At 48.8% G+C, this 15,267-nt stretch carries 15 protein-coding genes, 2 tRNA genes and 1 pseudogene; 6 read left to right on the top strand and 12 right to left on the bottom strand.

Translation table 11 applies throughout. From position 1 onward, the window contains the following. Nucleotides 1–126: 126 nt before the first annotated feature. Nucleotides 127–434 (bottom strand): annotated as a pseudogene (locus CAFE_RS01520) (transposase); the annotation flags it as partial. On the opposite strand from CAFE_RS01520, the gene CAFE_RS01515 reads away from it, so the two are divergent. The 3 genes from CAFE_RS01515 (at nt 433) to CAFE_RS01505 (ending at nt 2,346) form a co-directional block, all read left to right on the top strand. After that, nucleotides 433–1,029: a hypothetical protein gene (locus tag CAFE_RS01515; protein WP_156989600.1), complete on the top strand. Its 597-nt coding sequence runs from the start codon at nt 433–435 to the stop codon at nt 1,027–1,029. The pseudogene CAFE_RS01520 and the gene CAFE_RS01515 overlap by 2 nt on opposite strands. After that, the gene (locus tag CAFE_RS01510) at nt 1,029–1,754 is read left to right on the top strand and encodes a TatD family hydrolase (RefSeq protein WP_156989599.1); all 726 of its coding nucleotides are present in this window, start codon (nt 1,029–1,031) and stop codon (nt 1,752–1,754) included. The genes CAFE_RS01515 and CAFE_RS01510 overlap by 1 nt, the downstream gene beginning before the upstream one ends. A 172-nt stretch (nt 1,755–1,926) precedes the next feature. Then, nucleotides 1,927–2,346 (top strand): GNAT family N-acetyltransferase, encoded by a 420-nt coding sequence (locus CAFE_RS01505; RefSeq protein WP_066645951.1) that lies wholly within the window; start codon nt 1,927–1,929, stop codon nt 2,344–2,346. Between the two features lie 59 nt (nt 2,347–2,405). Here the strand turns inward: CAFE_RS01505 and CAFE_RS19880 are convergent, their stop codons facing one another. Beyond that, nucleotides 2,406–2,750 (bottom strand): winged helix-turn-helix transcriptional regulator, encoded by a 345-nt coding sequence (locus tag CAFE_RS19880; RefSeq protein ID WP_267901495.1) that lies wholly within the window; start codon nt 2,748–2,750, stop codon nt 2,406–2,408. 152 nt (nt 2,751–2,902) lie between these two features. On the opposite strand from CAFE_RS19880, the gene CAFE_RS01495 reads away from it, so the two are divergent. Continuing rightward, complete coding sequence (locus CAFE_RS01495; RefSeq protein WP_156989598.1) at nt 2,903–4,009, top strand: DUF362 domain-containing protein; 1,107 nt, start codon at nt 2,903–2,905, stop codon at nt 4,007–4,009. Nucleotides 4,010–4,061: 52 nt separating this feature from the next. Here CAFE_RS01495 and CAFE_RS20580 read toward each other — a convergent pair whose 3' ends face one another. The 5 genes from CAFE_RS20580 to CAFE_RS01475 all read right to left on the bottom strand — a co-directional run bounded on the left by CAFE_RS20580 (nt 4,062) and on the right by CAFE_RS01475 (nt 7,877). Continuing rightward, nucleotides 4,062–4,163 carry an SHOCT domain-containing protein gene (locus tag CAFE_RS20580; protein ID WP_413814412.1) on the bottom strand — a complete coding sequence of 34 codons (102 nt, stop codon included), beginning with the start codon at nt 4,161–4,163 and terminating at the stop codon, nt 4,062–4,064. A 4-nt stretch (nt 4,164–4,167) separates the two neighbouring features. Further along, complete coding sequence (locus tag CAFE_RS19875; RefSeq protein ID WP_233452665.1) at nt 4,168–4,329, bottom strand: hypothetical protein; 162 nt, start codon at nt 4,327–4,329, stop codon at nt 4,168–4,170. A gap of 365 nt (nt 4,330–4,694) precedes the next feature. Next, complete coding sequence (locus tag CAFE_RS01485; protein WP_156989596.1) at nt 4,695–5,903, bottom strand: dicarboxylate/amino acid:cation symporter; 1,209 nt, start codon at nt 5,901–5,903, stop codon at nt 4,695–4,697. 246 nt (nt 5,904–6,149) lie between these two features. Continuing rightward, nucleotides 6,150–7,457 (bottom strand): L-cysteine desulfidase family protein, encoded by a 1,308-nt coding sequence (locus tag CAFE_RS01480; protein WP_156989595.1) that lies wholly within the window; start codon nt 7,455–7,457, stop codon nt 6,150–6,152. Between the two features lie 42 nt (nt 7,458–7,499). Then, nucleotides 7,500–7,877 carry a RidA family protein gene (locus tag CAFE_RS01475; RefSeq protein ID WP_413814411.1) on the bottom strand — a complete coding sequence of 126 codons (378 nt, stop codon included), beginning with the start codon at nt 7,875–7,877 and terminating at the stop codon, nt 7,500–7,502. 266 nt (nt 7,878–8,143) lie between these two features. Here CAFE_RS01475 and CAFE_RS01470 point away from each other — a divergent pair, with 266 nt between their 5' ends. Further along, entirely contained in the window at nt 8,144–8,842 is a 699-nt protein-coding gene (locus CAFE_RS01470; protein ID WP_156989594.1) for a helix-turn-helix transcriptional regulator, read from the top strand. Between the two features lie 160 nt (nt 8,843–9,002). Here the strand turns inward: CAFE_RS01470 and CAFE_RS01465 are convergent, their stop codons facing one another. Both CAFE_RS01465 and CAFE_RS01460 read right to left on the bottom strand, forming a co-directional pair. Next, nucleotides 9,003–11,255: a glycosyltransferase family 39 protein gene (locus CAFE_RS01465; RefSeq protein WP_156989593.1), complete on the bottom strand. Its 2,253-nt coding sequence runs from the start codon at nt 11,253–11,255 to the stop codon at nt 9,003–9,005. A 5-nt stretch (nt 11,256–11,260) separates the two neighbouring features. Continuing rightward, on the bottom strand, nt 11,261–11,749 hold the full coding sequence (locus tag CAFE_RS01460; RefSeq protein ID WP_066645964.1) for a GtrA family protein: 489 nt from the start codon (nt 11,747–11,749) through the stop codon (nt 11,261–11,263). Between the two features lie 469 nt (nt 11,750–12,218). Between CAFE_RS01460 and CAFE_RS01455 the strand changes: the two genes are divergently transcribed. Then, complete coding sequence (locus tag CAFE_RS01455) at nt 12,219–13,526, top strand: transglutaminase domain-containing protein (RefSeq protein WP_166525042.1); 1,308 nt, start codon at nt 12,219–12,221, stop codon at nt 13,524–13,526. Between the two features lie 489 nt (nt 13,527–14,015). Here CAFE_RS01455 and CAFE_RS01450 read toward each other — a convergent pair whose 3' ends face one another. The 3 genes from CAFE_RS01450 to CAFE_RS01440 form a co-directional block, all read right to left on the bottom strand. Further along, complete coding sequence (locus tag CAFE_RS01450) at nt 14,016–14,189, bottom strand: hypothetical protein (protein ID WP_156989591.1); 174 nt, start codon at nt 14,187–14,189, stop codon at nt 14,016–14,018. A 530-nt stretch (nt 14,190–14,719) separates the two neighbouring features. Next, nucleotides 14,720–14,805 (bottom strand) — tRNA-Tyr (locus CAFE_RS01445). Nucleotides 14,806–14,853: 48 nt separating this feature from the next. Next, a tRNA-Thr gene (locus CAFE_RS01440) sits at nt 14,854–14,929 on the bottom strand. Nucleotides 14,930–15,267: the final 338 nt, after the last annotated feature.

The following is a 15,267-nucleotide window of genomic DNA, read 5'->3' as shown; positions in this document are numbered from 1 at the left end:
CAAAGCTGGCGTTCAGACAGTACCGCCGGTGGACATTCCGGCGGTACTGTGACTGGCGCTCATGTAACCGGCGATATGGGTCATTTCCGACCGGCGTTTTGGGTCAAAAAAGTTCCGGCGTTGACACGTTTGCTGTATCTCTTCCGCAATGTGACGCTTCTCGGCAGGCTTTATCCGTTTTTTGCGAGGACGTTCTTTAGAATGTGATTATCCAGAGTAAGGTTTGCCACTAGTTCTTTTAATTGGCGGTTTTCTTCTTCCAGTTGCTTTAAATGCTTTGCTTCGCTGACATCCATCCCGCCGTATTTGCTTTTCCAACGGTAAAATGTCTGTTCAGAAATATTATATTCTCGAACAATATCCGTCGCTTTTTTACCTGCTTCATGTTCTTTTAGAATCCTGATGATCTGTTCCTCGCTGAACCGTTTCTTCATGTTAATCACTCCATCTGCATTTTATCATATTGTGACTAACTTTTCTATTGGCTCAGTTTTCGGGGCTCAGGTCAAGATTTTGCAAATCGTCAATATAGAGAATGAAGTAATTAACTTTTTTGCATATATGACAAAAAGAGAAATAGTTAATCGCGTAAAGGATATGCCGTTATTCTCTACCGGTGCTGACCTTACTATCTCTTGCTCCCATCCTTGCCTACCAAGATGGAAACGGGATGGAGATCGTACATATCCTAAAAACTGCGGATATTGTTATCCTTGTTTAATAAGACGAAGCTCTTTACTGGATATTCAAGATGATAGTAGGCTCTACAGTTATGATAGTATCGATCTGGAATTTATAAGACAGTACTCTTCAGGAAATAAGATTAATGATTTAAAAGCTGTTATTGCATCGGTTTATAAATACATCCAATCAGATGATGCCGAATTGAAGAGGTTAATAATGTGTAGTGGAAATCTTACAAGTGAGGAAATAGAGCTGTTTCTACAAGTATATAAGAATACCATGAATGACTTAATTCAACTATTTTCTAAAAGCCAAGATATGAAAGAATATATAGGTCTGAATTGATGAGTAAGTTAATTGACACACATTTTCATTTAGATTTTTACAAAGATCATAGTCAAATATATTCACTGATAAATAGCCTTGAACAATACACTCTTTGCGTTACTAATTCACCGGGAGTATTTCTATCATGTCTAAAATTATATCCCGAGACTAAGTTTATAAAGTTTGCATTAGGGTTTCATCCTCAAGAAATTGCATCTAACAAGTTATCAATACGAGATTTTAGACAATGTATAAATAGAACTGATTACATTGGAGAGGTTGGTGTGGATTTATCAGTAAAGTATGCAGGCTCTGAGAAAATACAACTAGATAATTTCACTACAATAATTGAACTAGCAAAACAATACAACAAACTTACTTCAATACATGTTCGAAATTCAGAAGACAAAGTTATTGAAATAATAGATAGAATTAGGCCTAACAAATGTATTGTACACTGGTTTACTGGTAATGAGGAGCAGCTCAAGGCATTAGTAGATGTAGGATGCTATTTTTCATTAAATACGCACATGATAGTATCTTCAAAACAGATTGAAAGAGTGAGGTCTATTCCTAAAGATAGAATACTCATTGAAAGCGATGGCCCTTTTACAAAAGTTAATAAGAAAATCTATTCCCCTATATTATTAAAAGACGCATATGCAGCAATTGAATCAGTATTAGGTTATCAAAATCTTTCATACATTGCATTTGAGAATTTCAAGCGTTTATTATCCACCTAAAACCTGCATCTATTTTGACCTAATGACACAAAACGGCAGTCCGACCCCTGCGGCCGGGCTGCCGTTTTCGTTGGGGGCGGCCGGCGAGAACCCGCCGGCGCAGGCTGTTCTTTCTTTCTACCGGGCTACGTGATATAATAAATCATCACTGAAGTTCCGGAAAGAGGTTCTTATGAATTACAGATTGACAGAGTCCCCCTCCCCACAGGAGAAAGACGAAATATTCCGCGAATTGCTCCGCTATAACCTAGCGCATCTTGAAAATAAAGACGCAAGGGACCTGGCAATTTTTCTGGAAGACGAGAGCGGAAACAAAACCGCCGGTTTAATCGGCGATACCCACGGGAACTGGCTGGAAGTTGAATATTTATGGGTCAGTGAAAAAATGCGCGGCCGGAAGATTGGAACGGAATTGGTTCAGAAAGCGGAATCTTTCGCAATGGAACGCGGCTGCAAATATGTTTTTTTGAATACGTTTGGATTCCAGGCTCCTCGATTTTATGAAAAACTGGGCTACGTGGAGAAATTTGTTCTGAAAGAATACCCCGTTTCCGGAACGAGGCATTATTACACCAAAAGTCTTGTAAAATAAACGGATCAATGAAGAGGCAGCGCGGTTTCGGCAACCGCGGCTGTTTTTTTATGCGCGCCTCAGCCCCATTTCGCGCCCCACAGCTTCATGGCGATAATAATGGGTTTCAGGCTGTTCCCCTTTTCCGTCAGCGTATACTCCACCGTCGGCGGCACCGTTGGATATGCGGTTCTCAGGACGACTCCCTTCGCTTCCAGTTCCTTTAAACGCACCGAAAGCGTCTTCGGGCTGATCCCCTCAAGAGATTTTTTCAGCTCGCCGAACCGCTTTACCCCGTCAAATAAGTCCCGGATGATCAGAAACATCCATTTCCCGTCCAGGACCTCCAGCGTTTTCTCGATGGAGCATTCCAGCCCCGCCGGGCATTCACAGATATTTTCCTCTAAAACCCGCTCGATTTTCAAATCCTGCCTCCCAATTTCAATGGTAACTTTTATGTAACTACTTTTCATAATAAATCATCAATGCTATAATGTCAATTACAGAAAAGACCCGCCAATGCGGCCTCGCACCGGCCGTCAGACAATTTTTAAATAAAATGCACGGAGGATTGAGAATGGAAAAATCAAAGGTGTATTTCACCGATATGCACGCGACATTGACCGAAAACCTTCTTCAAAAGCTGAAAAGGCTGATCAAGTCGGCTGGAATCGGACAGATTGATTTCGACAGGAAATATGCCGCGATCAAAATACATTTCGGCGAGCCGGGCAATCTCGCTTTTCTTCGCCCGAATTACGCAAAGGTGGTCGCGGACGTTGTGCGGGAGCTCGGCGGCAAGCCGTTTTTAACCGACTGCAACACGCTTTATGTGGGGGGGCGCAAAAACGCCCTGGACCATCTGGATTCCGCCTACGGCAACGGATTCTCTCCTTTTTCCACCGGATGCCACGTTCTGATCGCGGACGGACTCAAGGGGACCGACGAGGCGCTTGTCCCTGTGCGGGGTGGGGAATATGTGACGGAAGCAAAAATCGGTCGAGCGATTATGGATGCCGACGTATTCATTTCTCTCACCCACTTTAAAGTCCATGAATCCACCGGCATCGGCGGAACCCTGAAAAATATCGGCATGGGCTGCGGCTCCCGCGCGGGAAAAATGGAAATGCACAGCAGCGGCAAGCCCCATGTGAATCAGGAGTCCTGCGTCGGCTGCGGTTCCTGCAAAAAGAACTGCGCGCACGGCGCCATCTCCATTGAAAACCGAAAAGCGTCCATCAACCACGATCTGTGCGTCGGCTGCGGGAGATGCATCGGTGCCTGCCCGACGGACGCGGTTCTGCCCGCTTCCGACGAATCCAACGACATCCTGAATAAGAAAATCGCGGAATACTCCTACGCGGTGCTGCACGACCGCCCCCAATTCCATATCAGTCTGGTCGTAGACGTATCTCCTTTCTGCGACTGCCACGCGGAAAACGACATTCCGATTGTGCCGAACGTCGGCATGTTCGCCTCGTTTGACCCCGTTGCGCTCGACCTGGCCTGCACGCAGGCCGTCAACAGCCAGCCCGTCATTCCCGGCAGCTTACTGGAAAAAAGAGGAAACTCGCACCATGATCATTTCAAGGATATTCATCCCACAACCGACTGGAACGTCATGATTGACCACGCGGTGAAAATGGGCCTTGGAAGCCGCGATTACGAGCTTGTCAAAATATAAATACACCCACAAAAACAGGGGTTCCCCGAATGGACGGCGAATCCCTGTTTTTTTAATGCTTTAAAATCTGGTTGTTTCTGGACCGGTACTCTTCCTCACCGATTTCGCCTCTTGCGAAGCGTTCGTTCAAAATTGCAAGGGCTCCGGGGTAAATTTCCTCAAAAACCGCCGCTTTTGAAGGAACCGCGCGCCGCCCAGATTGATATATGAAATAAATCGCCAGTCCAAGGATGAGTAAAAAACCGATCATCTATGGCAATTCCTCCAAATCCAAACCCGCCGTAACCGTATCCGCCCAAACCAAATTCATTGCAGTACATTAACAACCACCTCCATTGACGCTGGTTTTAATATACCCGATCATTCTGTTAATTCTGTGAAGAAAAGGTGTCTTCTTTATGAAGGAATTTAGCTCCAGATTGAATCACATTTATTCCTTTCATCCGTCGGAACACTCAAGGCACACACGGCAAAAATTCCGGTTAAGCCCAACGTTCCAAAACAGTCGTCGTTTGGCCCGCCGTTTACAGTCGTCCCCAGCAAAAAAGCTGCCGCGATTCAATCATCCGGGGCAGCATCGGCAACCATTTGCGGCATTCGAATTATGCCGCTTTTCATTTTTCGTCCAGATAGTCTTTCGCAAATTGAGCGTAAAAAGCCGCGCCCCGATGCAAAGCGGTTAAGTTTAAGATCTTGACAGACTATCGTTAAAAACAGGATGCTGAATTTCGTCCCTGATGTGACGGTCAGCATAGGCTGTCAAAATCAAAGTCAACGCACCGTCACCAGTAACATTACAGGCCGTTCCAAAACTATCCTGCAATGCGAATATCGTCACCATCAAAGCAGTTCCAGTTGCATCAAATCCAAGCACACCGGTAATCAAACCCAGAGACGCCATGACCGTGCCTCCTGGAACTCCGGGTGCTCCCAGCGCGAAAACACCAAGCAACAGGCAAAATAATACCATAGATCCCAAAGTTGGCAGCTTACCATACAAGACCTTGGAAATGGTCATAACAAAGAATACTTCCGTTAGGACCGAACCGCATAAATGAATATTGGCAAACAGCGGAATCCCGAAATCGACCATATCGCTGCGAAGAACCGGAGACTTATGTGCACACTTCAGAGAAACCGCCAGAGTCGCTGCTGACGACATTGTTCCAAGCGCTGTGAGATAGGCCGGCCCATAATATTTTATTACTTTAAAAGAATTTTGCTTTGAATATGCACCGGAAACTGCATATAATAACGTTAACCAGATATAATGCCCAATCATAACGATGATGATTACTTCCAGAAAAATTGGAATTTGTTTGGTGATACTTCCCTCGTAAGCAAGTGTGCAGAATGTGGCGGCGATAAAATAAGGAAGAATGGGAATGACGATTTTTGTGACAATCTGCAGAACGATATTCTGGAATTCATCAAGCAGCCGAATCGTTGTCTCTGCTTTTGTCCAAACGGCCGCCAAACCCAGAAAAATTGATAAGACCAGTGCACTCATAACCGGCATGACTTGCGGAATCGACAGCTGAAAAATAACCTTCGGCAATGATTTCAGGTCCTCGGCACGACTTGAAATATCCATAGTCGGAATAATTCCAAATCCAGCTCCCATCGACATCAACGCTGCACCAATAGACGATGCATAAGCAATCACAACAGCTACTGCTAGCATCCGCGAGGCGTTTGAACCAAGTTTTGTAATGGAAGGCGCTATAAAACCGATTATAATTAGAGGGACACAAAAATTAATTACTTCGCTAAGAACATACTTGACTGTAACGACAAAATTCATGAACGCTTCATTGGCAATCAGTCCAACTGCAACACCCAAAGCAACGCCCAACAATAGTTTGAACGGCAGACTGCTCAAAAGCCTTTTCATACAGCTCACTCCTCTTATTCCCCTTGTTATTTTGTCTTTATCCGCCCGTTGAACTAGGGTGTGTTTGAAAAAGAAAAGTTGCCCGAAAATGGTATAATTAAGTGCTTCTTTCAGAAAATTAGGCATTCAGAGTCTTTGCGTCCTTTTTACTTTCTTCGATCTGTATTTTGGTGAAATGTTACAATCTCAAATGTTTTTTCAAACATGCCCTAACTGAATCAATTTACCAAGAAATCCATTTACATTTCAAGAAAGCTGCTTTTTCCGCTTATGCAGCATCATGTCGAGCACCAGCGGATCCATCCCCGACGAGCCCTTGTTTCCAAGTGTCGCAAAATTATCGATGGATTTTTCAACATCATTTTCAACGATACCGTCGGTTTTCTGTACGCACAGCCCTTTCATCGCCATAAAAGCGGCTTGCATCGCGGCGTTGGTACATGTGCTGATTTTCAGCGCGCAGTCCGCTTTTGCACCGTCACACAGCATACCGGTCACATTGCCGATCATGTTCTGTATGGCAAATCCAATGGCCTTTAAATCCCCTCCCATCAAATAGGTGATTCCACACGCCGCTCCGGTCGCGGCTACCGTTGCTCCACACAGTGCGGAAAGCCTGCCGAATTTGGATTTAATGTAAATGGCGATCAGGTTACTCAAGGTGACCGCGCGGAGCATCCGGTCCTCCCCGGCCTTCAACCATTTTGCCGTGGCGACGACCGGCATGGTTGTTGTGATGCCCTGGTTTCCGCTCCCGGAGTTAGAGACCACCGCAAACGGGGCGCCCGCCATTCTGGCGTCGGCGGCGGCCGTGGTTACACAGACGGCGTTTGAAACCATGTCGTTGCCGATCATTCCGTTTTCCAGTTCCTCCCGGACGGTTCTTCCGATTTTCAGGCCATAGTCATTTTTAAGCCCCTCTTCCGAAATGGCCGTGTTCACGGAAATGCTTTGCCGGATGATGTCCAGCGGATCGTTTTCCGGGTCGATCTGCTGCACAAACTCATAGATTTTTTGAACCGACAGAGTGTTTTTGATTTCCTCCGGGCCGATTCCTCCGGTCGGCCCGGTTCCGTCCTTGTTTTCAAAGACCGTCTTTCCATTTTCCTGCACCAGAACAATGTTGGTGTGCGCGCCGGAAATTACCGCCCGGGCAGAGTCTTCCCCGCTTTCGACCGTAACATCGACATACAGCTTTTCAGGCGTGTCCGCAACTTCAACGGTTATTTTCCCGGATTCCACCAATTTTTGCGCCGCGGAATACACCGCCGGGTCCACCCCCGAAATGACCTGGAGCTTTTTGCTCGGGTCACCGCCCAAAGCGCCGATTCCGGCGGCGTACTCCATTCCCGTATAGTTGGTTCCGGGGATGCCCGCGGCCATCGCGTTTTTAATCATGTTTCCGCTTGCCCGAACGCAGACGCTTTCCACCTGTTTTCCGCTCAGGTGTTCGGCGGCTACGGCAGCGGTGAAAGCAATCGCCGCAGGCTCCGTACACCCTGTCGCCAGTTCCATCTCACTGTTCAAAATGTCAATAATCTTTTGTTTATCCATTTCAGCAGCACATCCTTTCTTTCGTATTTCTTTCTCAATCCGTTAATCCGCATCGGAGCGGCACGCTACCGCTTCAATCTCAACCAGCGCTCCCATGGGCAGCTTCGCAACCTGAACCGCCGATCTTGCCGGGAATTCGCCTGTGAAAAACTCCGCATAGACCCTGTTCATCGCCGCAAAGTCGTCCATGCTGTTCAGAAAGACATTTGTTTTTATAACATGGCTGAAATCGGAACCGTCCGCGGCGAGAACCGCCTTCAGATTCATCAGGGACTGGCGCGTCTGCTCTTCGATTCCTCCATTGACAAATTTTCCCGTGCGCGGATTCAGGGGAAGCTGCCCTGAAGTGAAGATCAGTTTTTCAAATCCTGTTGCCTGGGAATAAGGGCCGATCGCCTTTGGAGCGTCTTCCGTATGAATGATTTTCTGCGTTGTAACCGCTCTCCTTCTTTTTTATTGTAATAATAATTTATCATTATAATAATAAAATGTCAATACTTTCGGCTAAAAAAGACGATTTTTATTTAAATTTACGATTTTGTGCGGTTAGAATGCGCTTTTAATAAATAATTATCGCCGATTTCTAATAAATTTGTTGCATCCTCCGTCTCATCGTGCTATCCTTTCTAGTAGAGAATAACACATCCCGCGGTGTTGTTCCCTATTTTTTGAATCGGGAGGAAACCATGAAATCGACCAGTTCAAAGCTTCTAAAGAATTATGGCATTCTTGTCGAATTTTTGGGGAATGTTCTCGGCCCGGACTATGAAATCGCGCTCCATGAAATCAGCTCCGACAGCCAGTCCATCATCGCGATTGCAAACGGTCACATCAGCGGCAGAAAGGTCGGCGCGCCCATAACCGATTTTGCGCTGAAGATGATTAAAGATAAGGTTTACGAAACCAACGATTATGTCCTGAATTATAAAGGAATTTCGAAGTCCGGCAAAGTGCTGCGGTCTTCCACCATTTTCATCAAGGATGAAAACGGCAGCCTGATCGGCATGCTGTGTATCAATTTCGACGCTTCCCGCTTTACCGACGTCAGCCAAAAAATACTGGAGCTGTGCAATATCCGGCAGGAAACGCTCAAAGAGCCGGAAGGCCCCCTCCCCGACGTGCCGGACGCGCTGTCCGGAGCGGTTGAAAGCTTTCCCGAAACGGTTGCCGAAATGATTGAAACCGTATTGGAAAGCTGCCTTCCGGGCAGCGGTATCTTGTACACGGATCGTTTAACCCAGGCGGAAAAGATGCACATCGTGGACATTTTGAACAAGCGTGGATTTTTTTTATTAAAGGGCGCCGTCAGTCAGGCCGCAAAACAGCTTAAATGCTCCGAGCCGACCATATACTGGTATCTAAGCGCTCTGAACAGCGACAAATAGCCAACCGGGACAAGGGATTTTTGCCGCGTCAACCCACAGAAAGAAATAAAGCCCCATAGAAAACGCGCCTTGATTCAGCTGAATCAAGGCGCGTTTTTATGCAATGCTTTTTACAAAGCTGTTCTAATCGGCCCCTTTTTTTCATTCAGCCGCCTTTGAGTTATCCCTTTTGATAACCCGACAGGTCGTATAGCGTCTGGGAACCGCCGCCCTCCATACCCGAACCGGAGGAAGAACTCCACACGGTGGAATCCACCGCCGTGCCATGCTCTTCGACCCACTTGGTCACTTCATCGGAGGAATCGCCGCTCATGCCGCCTCTTCCTCCCACCAGATAATACTTCAATTCGCCGGACTTCACCATTTGCTCCAGCTTTTCCACCGTCAGCGACCGATTGGTCCCGCTGAATCCACCGACCGCCATGACCGGCTTGCCGGTTGCCAATATGATCGGTTCCGCTTCACTGGCGCTTTGAACCGCGACCAGATATTTTTCGCCGGTATTGTTCTGTTCCAAAAAGCTGATCAGCGCCGAGTCGGAGGAACTGCTTTCCTGATTCCCGAAGCTTCCGCCGAAATGAGTACCGCCGTCTTGGCTTTCCGTGTCCGTCCGGCCGTCGCGCCGGTCCTCTTCAGACGTATTTCCGCCCGACCACTGCCGGCCGCCGCCGCCCTGCCCGAACATTGAAGCGCCTTCCGCGGACGGACCTGCCGACGGAATTGAGGTGTTCATTTGATTACTGAACACCGAATATCCGGTCCATACGGCCGGCGCGATCAGCAGCCCTGCAAAGCCGAGCGTGACACAGGCAGCCGCCAGAGTGCCGCCCGTGTTTTTTCCGAAAGCCCGCAGAGCAACCAGAAGAACTGCCGGTATTCCAGTAACGGCACAGATCAGCGGAATCAGAATTTTGGAGTAGCCCTGATAGGACACGAGCATTGCGGCCTGTACGGCAAGCGTCGAAGCAAAAGCCGCCGGAAGCAGCCAGCCGGACGCACCGCCGCGGCGGTACAGCTTCCACAATTCCACCGCGCCGATGCCGGTCAGCGCCGCGAGGAAAGGCGCCATCGCGGAAATGTAATAAGGATGAAAGAATTCGGACACGCTGAAGTAGCCGACCATGGTGACGACGGAGCCGCCCCACATCAAGACTCCGCGCAGCAGCTTCCTGCGCCGCTCTTCCTCGGCATTCCGCATTCCCAGCAGCATCGCCAGAACGGAAAACGCTCCGAACGGAAGCAGCCAGCTGTCCTGACCGCCGAGAGTCGTGTTGAACATACGCAGAAGTCCGGCGCTTCCGCCGCCGTTGAACATGCCTCCGCCGCCCCCGTTGCCGCCGGGGCCGCCCGCAAAGCCGTTTGCGCCTCCTTTTTCAAAGCCTCCGCCATCCGTGCTGTCGCGCCCGTCCGCGCGGGACGAAGCATCGCCCGATTGCTCCGTGCCGTTTGTACCGTCAGAAGTTTGGTCCGGCAAAGACGGCGAAGACATAGATATCTGCCCGTCCTGCGCGCCGCCGGAGGTTCCCTCCTCGCCGGGCTGGCCCGGCTGACCGCCGTCATCCGTCATACCCGGAGGGCTTGTCATCTCTCCATTCGTACCGGCAGAACCGGAGCTTCCCCGGTTCTGCCCCGTGATCCGCTGGATTCCGTTATAGCCCAAGGCGAGCTCCAGTTCGGAATTGTTCGTGCTGTTGTCGACATACGGCCGCTCGCTTGCCGGGGTCAGGTCCACCGCCACCGACCAGGACAGCGAAACCACTAGCAGGACAAGCGTTGCCACCGCGAGATGCCAGATTCTCTTTCTCCATTTGATCTTGGTTCCGAAAAAGTAAACGGCATAAAGCGCGGGGAGGATCAGAAACGCCTCCAGTGTTTTTGCGTTATACGCAATTCCCAGAAAAACCATGGAAAGAATCAGGCAGCGAAGCTGTCCCCGGTCGGAAGCCGCCATCATGGCCCACGCGGAAAGCACCATAAAGAAAATCAGCACCGAATCGGTGTTGTTCGTTTTGCTGACAACGATAAAGATCGGTGAAAGGGCCAGCACCAAAGCTGAAATCAGCCCCGCCGCGCTCCCGAAATGACGTTTGACGACATGATAAATGATCGCCGCCGCGGCAACCGCTGCGAGGCACTGCGGCAAAATGATGCTCCAGCCGTAAAATCCGAACACTTTGGCAAAAGCCGTTTGCACCCACAGGGAGACAGGAGGCTTGTCCACCGTGATCCACCCCCCCGGGTCCAGAGAGGCGAAGAAGAAGTTTTTCCAGCCGGTCAGCATACTCTTTACGCTGGCCGCGTAAAATTCATTGCCATAGCCGAGGTTCCAGATGTTATAGACGGACAGAAAAGCCGCCAGAAGCAGGATCAGCGACAGCAGAACCGCCTCGCGGTACTTTCGAACAGTTTTCATATTTTCTACCCTTTCCGGTCGATTTCAGGTTTGCAATCAAGATGAGTAGGTGCGGCCGCCGTTTGGGTATTTTTACGGTAAATGCCAAGCTTTCTGGCAAGATAGTTCCCAATCAGCATAATTCCGGTCGTCAATATTTTGGCAGTCATGGAATCCATCCCGAAAAAGTCCGTAAAGAGGTTCAGGAACAGAAGATTCAGGACACATCCAACTGCCGCCACCAGATAAATCAGCGCGGCTTCCTTCAAAAAATTCCGGACCGCACTGTTACTTTGATTGACCACGCTGGCATTTCGAAAGGTCAGCAGTCTGCCCAGAATCATATTGACAAAGGTCGAAATGAGATAGGCAACGGTAAAGCCCGCGTTCTGGTCCCACTTCATTGGGTACACAAACAGAAAGAACAGCGCCCATTCCACAACCGTCGCACCGCCGCCGACCACAAGATAGCTGATAAATTGAGTCATGTTTTTAAGATATTTCTTTCTCAGCATCGAGATCCACCTCGCTTTCGCTTTCCTGTAGGGTACCCTATGTTTGTGACGGGGGAATGAATTTATTATGAGGACCCGATGAAAGCGGTCCGGCAATTTTTACCGATGGAAAACGCGTCCGCAATGCGGACGCGCCGATGCCGATCTGGCAATTCATTTGTCATCCCGGGGGACGCAAAGGCAAACGTTCCGCTGCGCGGCAAAACTGCGCCTTCCTCCCACCCCGGCTATGATCTTGTCGTGGGTTTTTGGCTTTGAGGAATTCAAAACAATTTACACATTTTTCATGGAATACTCATTTGAAACGCTGGAATGATATGGTATAATTTATGATGTGAATTGAAAATTGGGGGAACTCTGAATGCGCTTTCAAAAATGCAGAGCCGCGGCTGCCGGCTGTTTCTCGGCCTTTCTTCTCATCTCTTCCATCTCGGGCTTACCGGGATTCCTTCCAGGAGCCGGCGGCTCTTTGACGGCATCGGCTTCCGTACAGGCCGCGGTACCTTTTTCCACAAGCTCGGTCGCCAGAACGGAAGGCGGCGGCGCGAACGGATCCGGACAAGACGACAAAGCCTATCAGGCAATCCGGGAAATCACCTCCAGCGCGGACGTCCCGGGAGGTACGCGGATCACCCTGAATAAATATCTGGCATCAGCGGACGCCCGGCCGGCCTATTCTTTTGTAAAACAGGACTACGGCTACCGGGCCCTGTCGTCGGATTCGGAACGAACCCTTTACGAGTATATCGACAACGCGGCCTATCAGGTGTCCAACCAGTCCGTCAGCGGATACTACCCGGTCGGCCAGATCGTACTGACGGCAAAGCTGGACCAGTCACGGCTGCAGAAAGTATTTCTGGCATATACAAACGATCATCCGGAGGTGTTCTGGCTCACAAACGTATTCTCCTACGGATATGACGGCGATTCATCAATTTTACAGCTTTTTTCCGTTCTCTCCGCCGATGGCTGCCGCGAGGCGGTCAACGCGCTGAACAGCAAGCTGCAGCAGGTAATTCAATCCGTCCCGGCCGGGCTGAGCGAATTTGACCGGGAAGAGGCCCTGTACGACTATCTGACCAAAAACTGCAGCTACAACGACGCCGCAGTAGAAGACACAAGCATCTGGCAGGCGTTTACGGCCTACGGGGCTTTGATGGACGGCCACGTGGTCTGCGAAGGGTACTCCCGCGCAATGGAACTGCTTTCAAGTTATCTGGGACTGCACTGCACGCTGATCCGAGGCTCCAGCAACGGAGTCGGACACATGTGGAACGCCGTCAGCATCGGGGAAAACTGGTATCATCTTGACCTGACGTGGTGCGATGGGAATCAGCCGATCTACAATTATTTCAACGTCACCGACCAGGTCATCCGGCAAACCCATAAAATCTCTCCCGCTTATTCCTCCCTGACGGAGCAGCAGCTTGCCGCGGCAAACTCACAGGTCAATCTGTTTCTTCCCGCCTGCCAGTCGACTGCGGAAAATTACTATGTGGTAAAAGGGATTAAGATCACGGATTTGGGCAATGCCGGTGACAGCACCGTGGTTCAGCAGCTTTCCGCCGACCTTGCCGAATCCGACCCAACGGTTGCATTCTATATTGACGCCGGCCCGAAGTTTACTTCTGTCGTGAACGGGCTGGTCTCCGCATCCCCGTATAAGATGAAAACCTATTTGCAGCAGGCGTGCAGGCAGTCCGGTAAAAGCCCCGAAAACGTTTCTTACGTGGTGGATTCCGCCAATCACGGCCTGGAAATCTGCGTCACCTATTAAGAAAGGACCTTGTTGCAAAACAGCCTCTTACAAAATCCTGCATATAAAATGCGTCTTAATCCGGCTTCGAAGCCGTTTTAAGACGCATTTCTTGTTTTTAGGCTGTTGGTTTGTGCAATTTGCTTGTGCAAATAGAAAAGCTCTTCCGGCCTCATGGTTCTGTAGGAATTCGCATGCACAATATGGTTCTTGTCAAACCGCCGGTCCGCTGCCTTTCAGCCACACATCCCCTTCCCGCTTCGCGGCGAGAAGTCCGTCATCCACGGATTCCTCTCCGGTGAAAATCTTTTCCATATGGCCGTCTTTAAATCGAACGCGCCCTTAACCGGATTTGTCTGCAAAGTGTAGATTCAAAGTGCCGTCATTTTACGCTCAACTTCGTTTAGCTGTTTCGCGTCGGTAATATTCAGTTTGTTCTTCAGGGTAAAAGAAGAGGGATAACAGTAGCTGCTATCCCATTCATAATCATATTGACAATTTTCATTCATTTTATCTCTCCGGCACTACCGAATACTTTTTCACCAGCCGTTTGATTTCCTCATCCGGAGTGGTTTTACCGGTAATGCACCTGCGAAGCATATCGCGGTCTTCCTCAGTCAGGGGCATTCCTTCTATTGCCATTGTGCCGTTGATTTCTCCGATCAGTTTCTCCACACGATCCATCGGATTCCCCTCCTTTACCAATATTATTATAGCATTTTCAGAAGAGACGTTTGACAAGCTCCGGCAGGAGGATCATTTCCTGATCGGTACTCCTATGGATCTGATACCGGAAAAGCTGGCGTATTACCTCCGTGACTTTTTGAAACAGCTCCGTCATTTTCCGGTAATCGCAGTCAAACGCCTGTGCGCTTGCTTATCATCTCCGGCCCGGTCACGTTGTAAAGTCCACATGATTACCCGGCAACATGAGCAAGGTATTGAATGAAAACGCGCTGCCACGCTCATATATGAAGCTGAAATCAATCGCTTTATCTATTTTCCTCAATACACGCTCTTTCGGTACCAGATCTTCCATGCGGTAAAAGCCGACTTGTTTCCGAATGTCATTACTTTTTTTCGTTCAACATTTTTATCACCTGTTTATATTTTACCATTTCTCAAGCACTAAAAAAAGACAAAGTACCTGATTTCGATACTTTGTCTTCAGACTGAAAACCCGCATGATTCTAGAAATCATGCGGGTTTTTCCTTGGTGGGAGAGGATGGATTCGGACCATCGAAGCCGTAAGGCAACAGATTTACAGTCTGCCCCATTTGACCGCTCTGGAACTCTCCCATATGTGGAGCCTTGTTGGAAAAAGCAAAGCTCCTTTTTCGCTGAAATTGGAGCTGGCAGACGGACTTGAACCCCCGACCTGCTGATTACAAATCAGCTGCTCTACCAACTGAGCTACGCCAGCATTTTTAAAGCGCTCGATTATAATACCATACCCGGAAACGAATGTCAAGACTTTTTAGGAAATAGGGGCGTTATGTGGGAAATTCAGGTAAGCATTTAGATGTCGATGGCGGAGGGAAAAAGGGGCCGCTTATTTTTTCACAGAATCTTCTAAAAAACTTCAAACGCGGTTCACCGACAAGACATAATTTCCATTCATACTATAAATGTTCCAATCAAAATGTGAAAAGAAGAAAAAATACTGCAGCAGGCCGGCGGTGAAGGACGGAATACCGGACCACAGGCCCGCAGACAAACAGCAAGCGCCTTGCGAAAAGGCTTTACGATATTACTTTTTTC

Source organism: Caproicibacter fermentans, assembly GCF_009746625.1.
Lineage (GTDB): Bacteria > Bacillota > Clostridia > Oscillospirales > Acutalibacteraceae > Caproicibacter > Caproicibacter fermentans.
The sequence above is the reverse complement of the archived record's forward strand: the minus strand, read 5'-3'. Positions and strand labels throughout refer to the sequence as shown.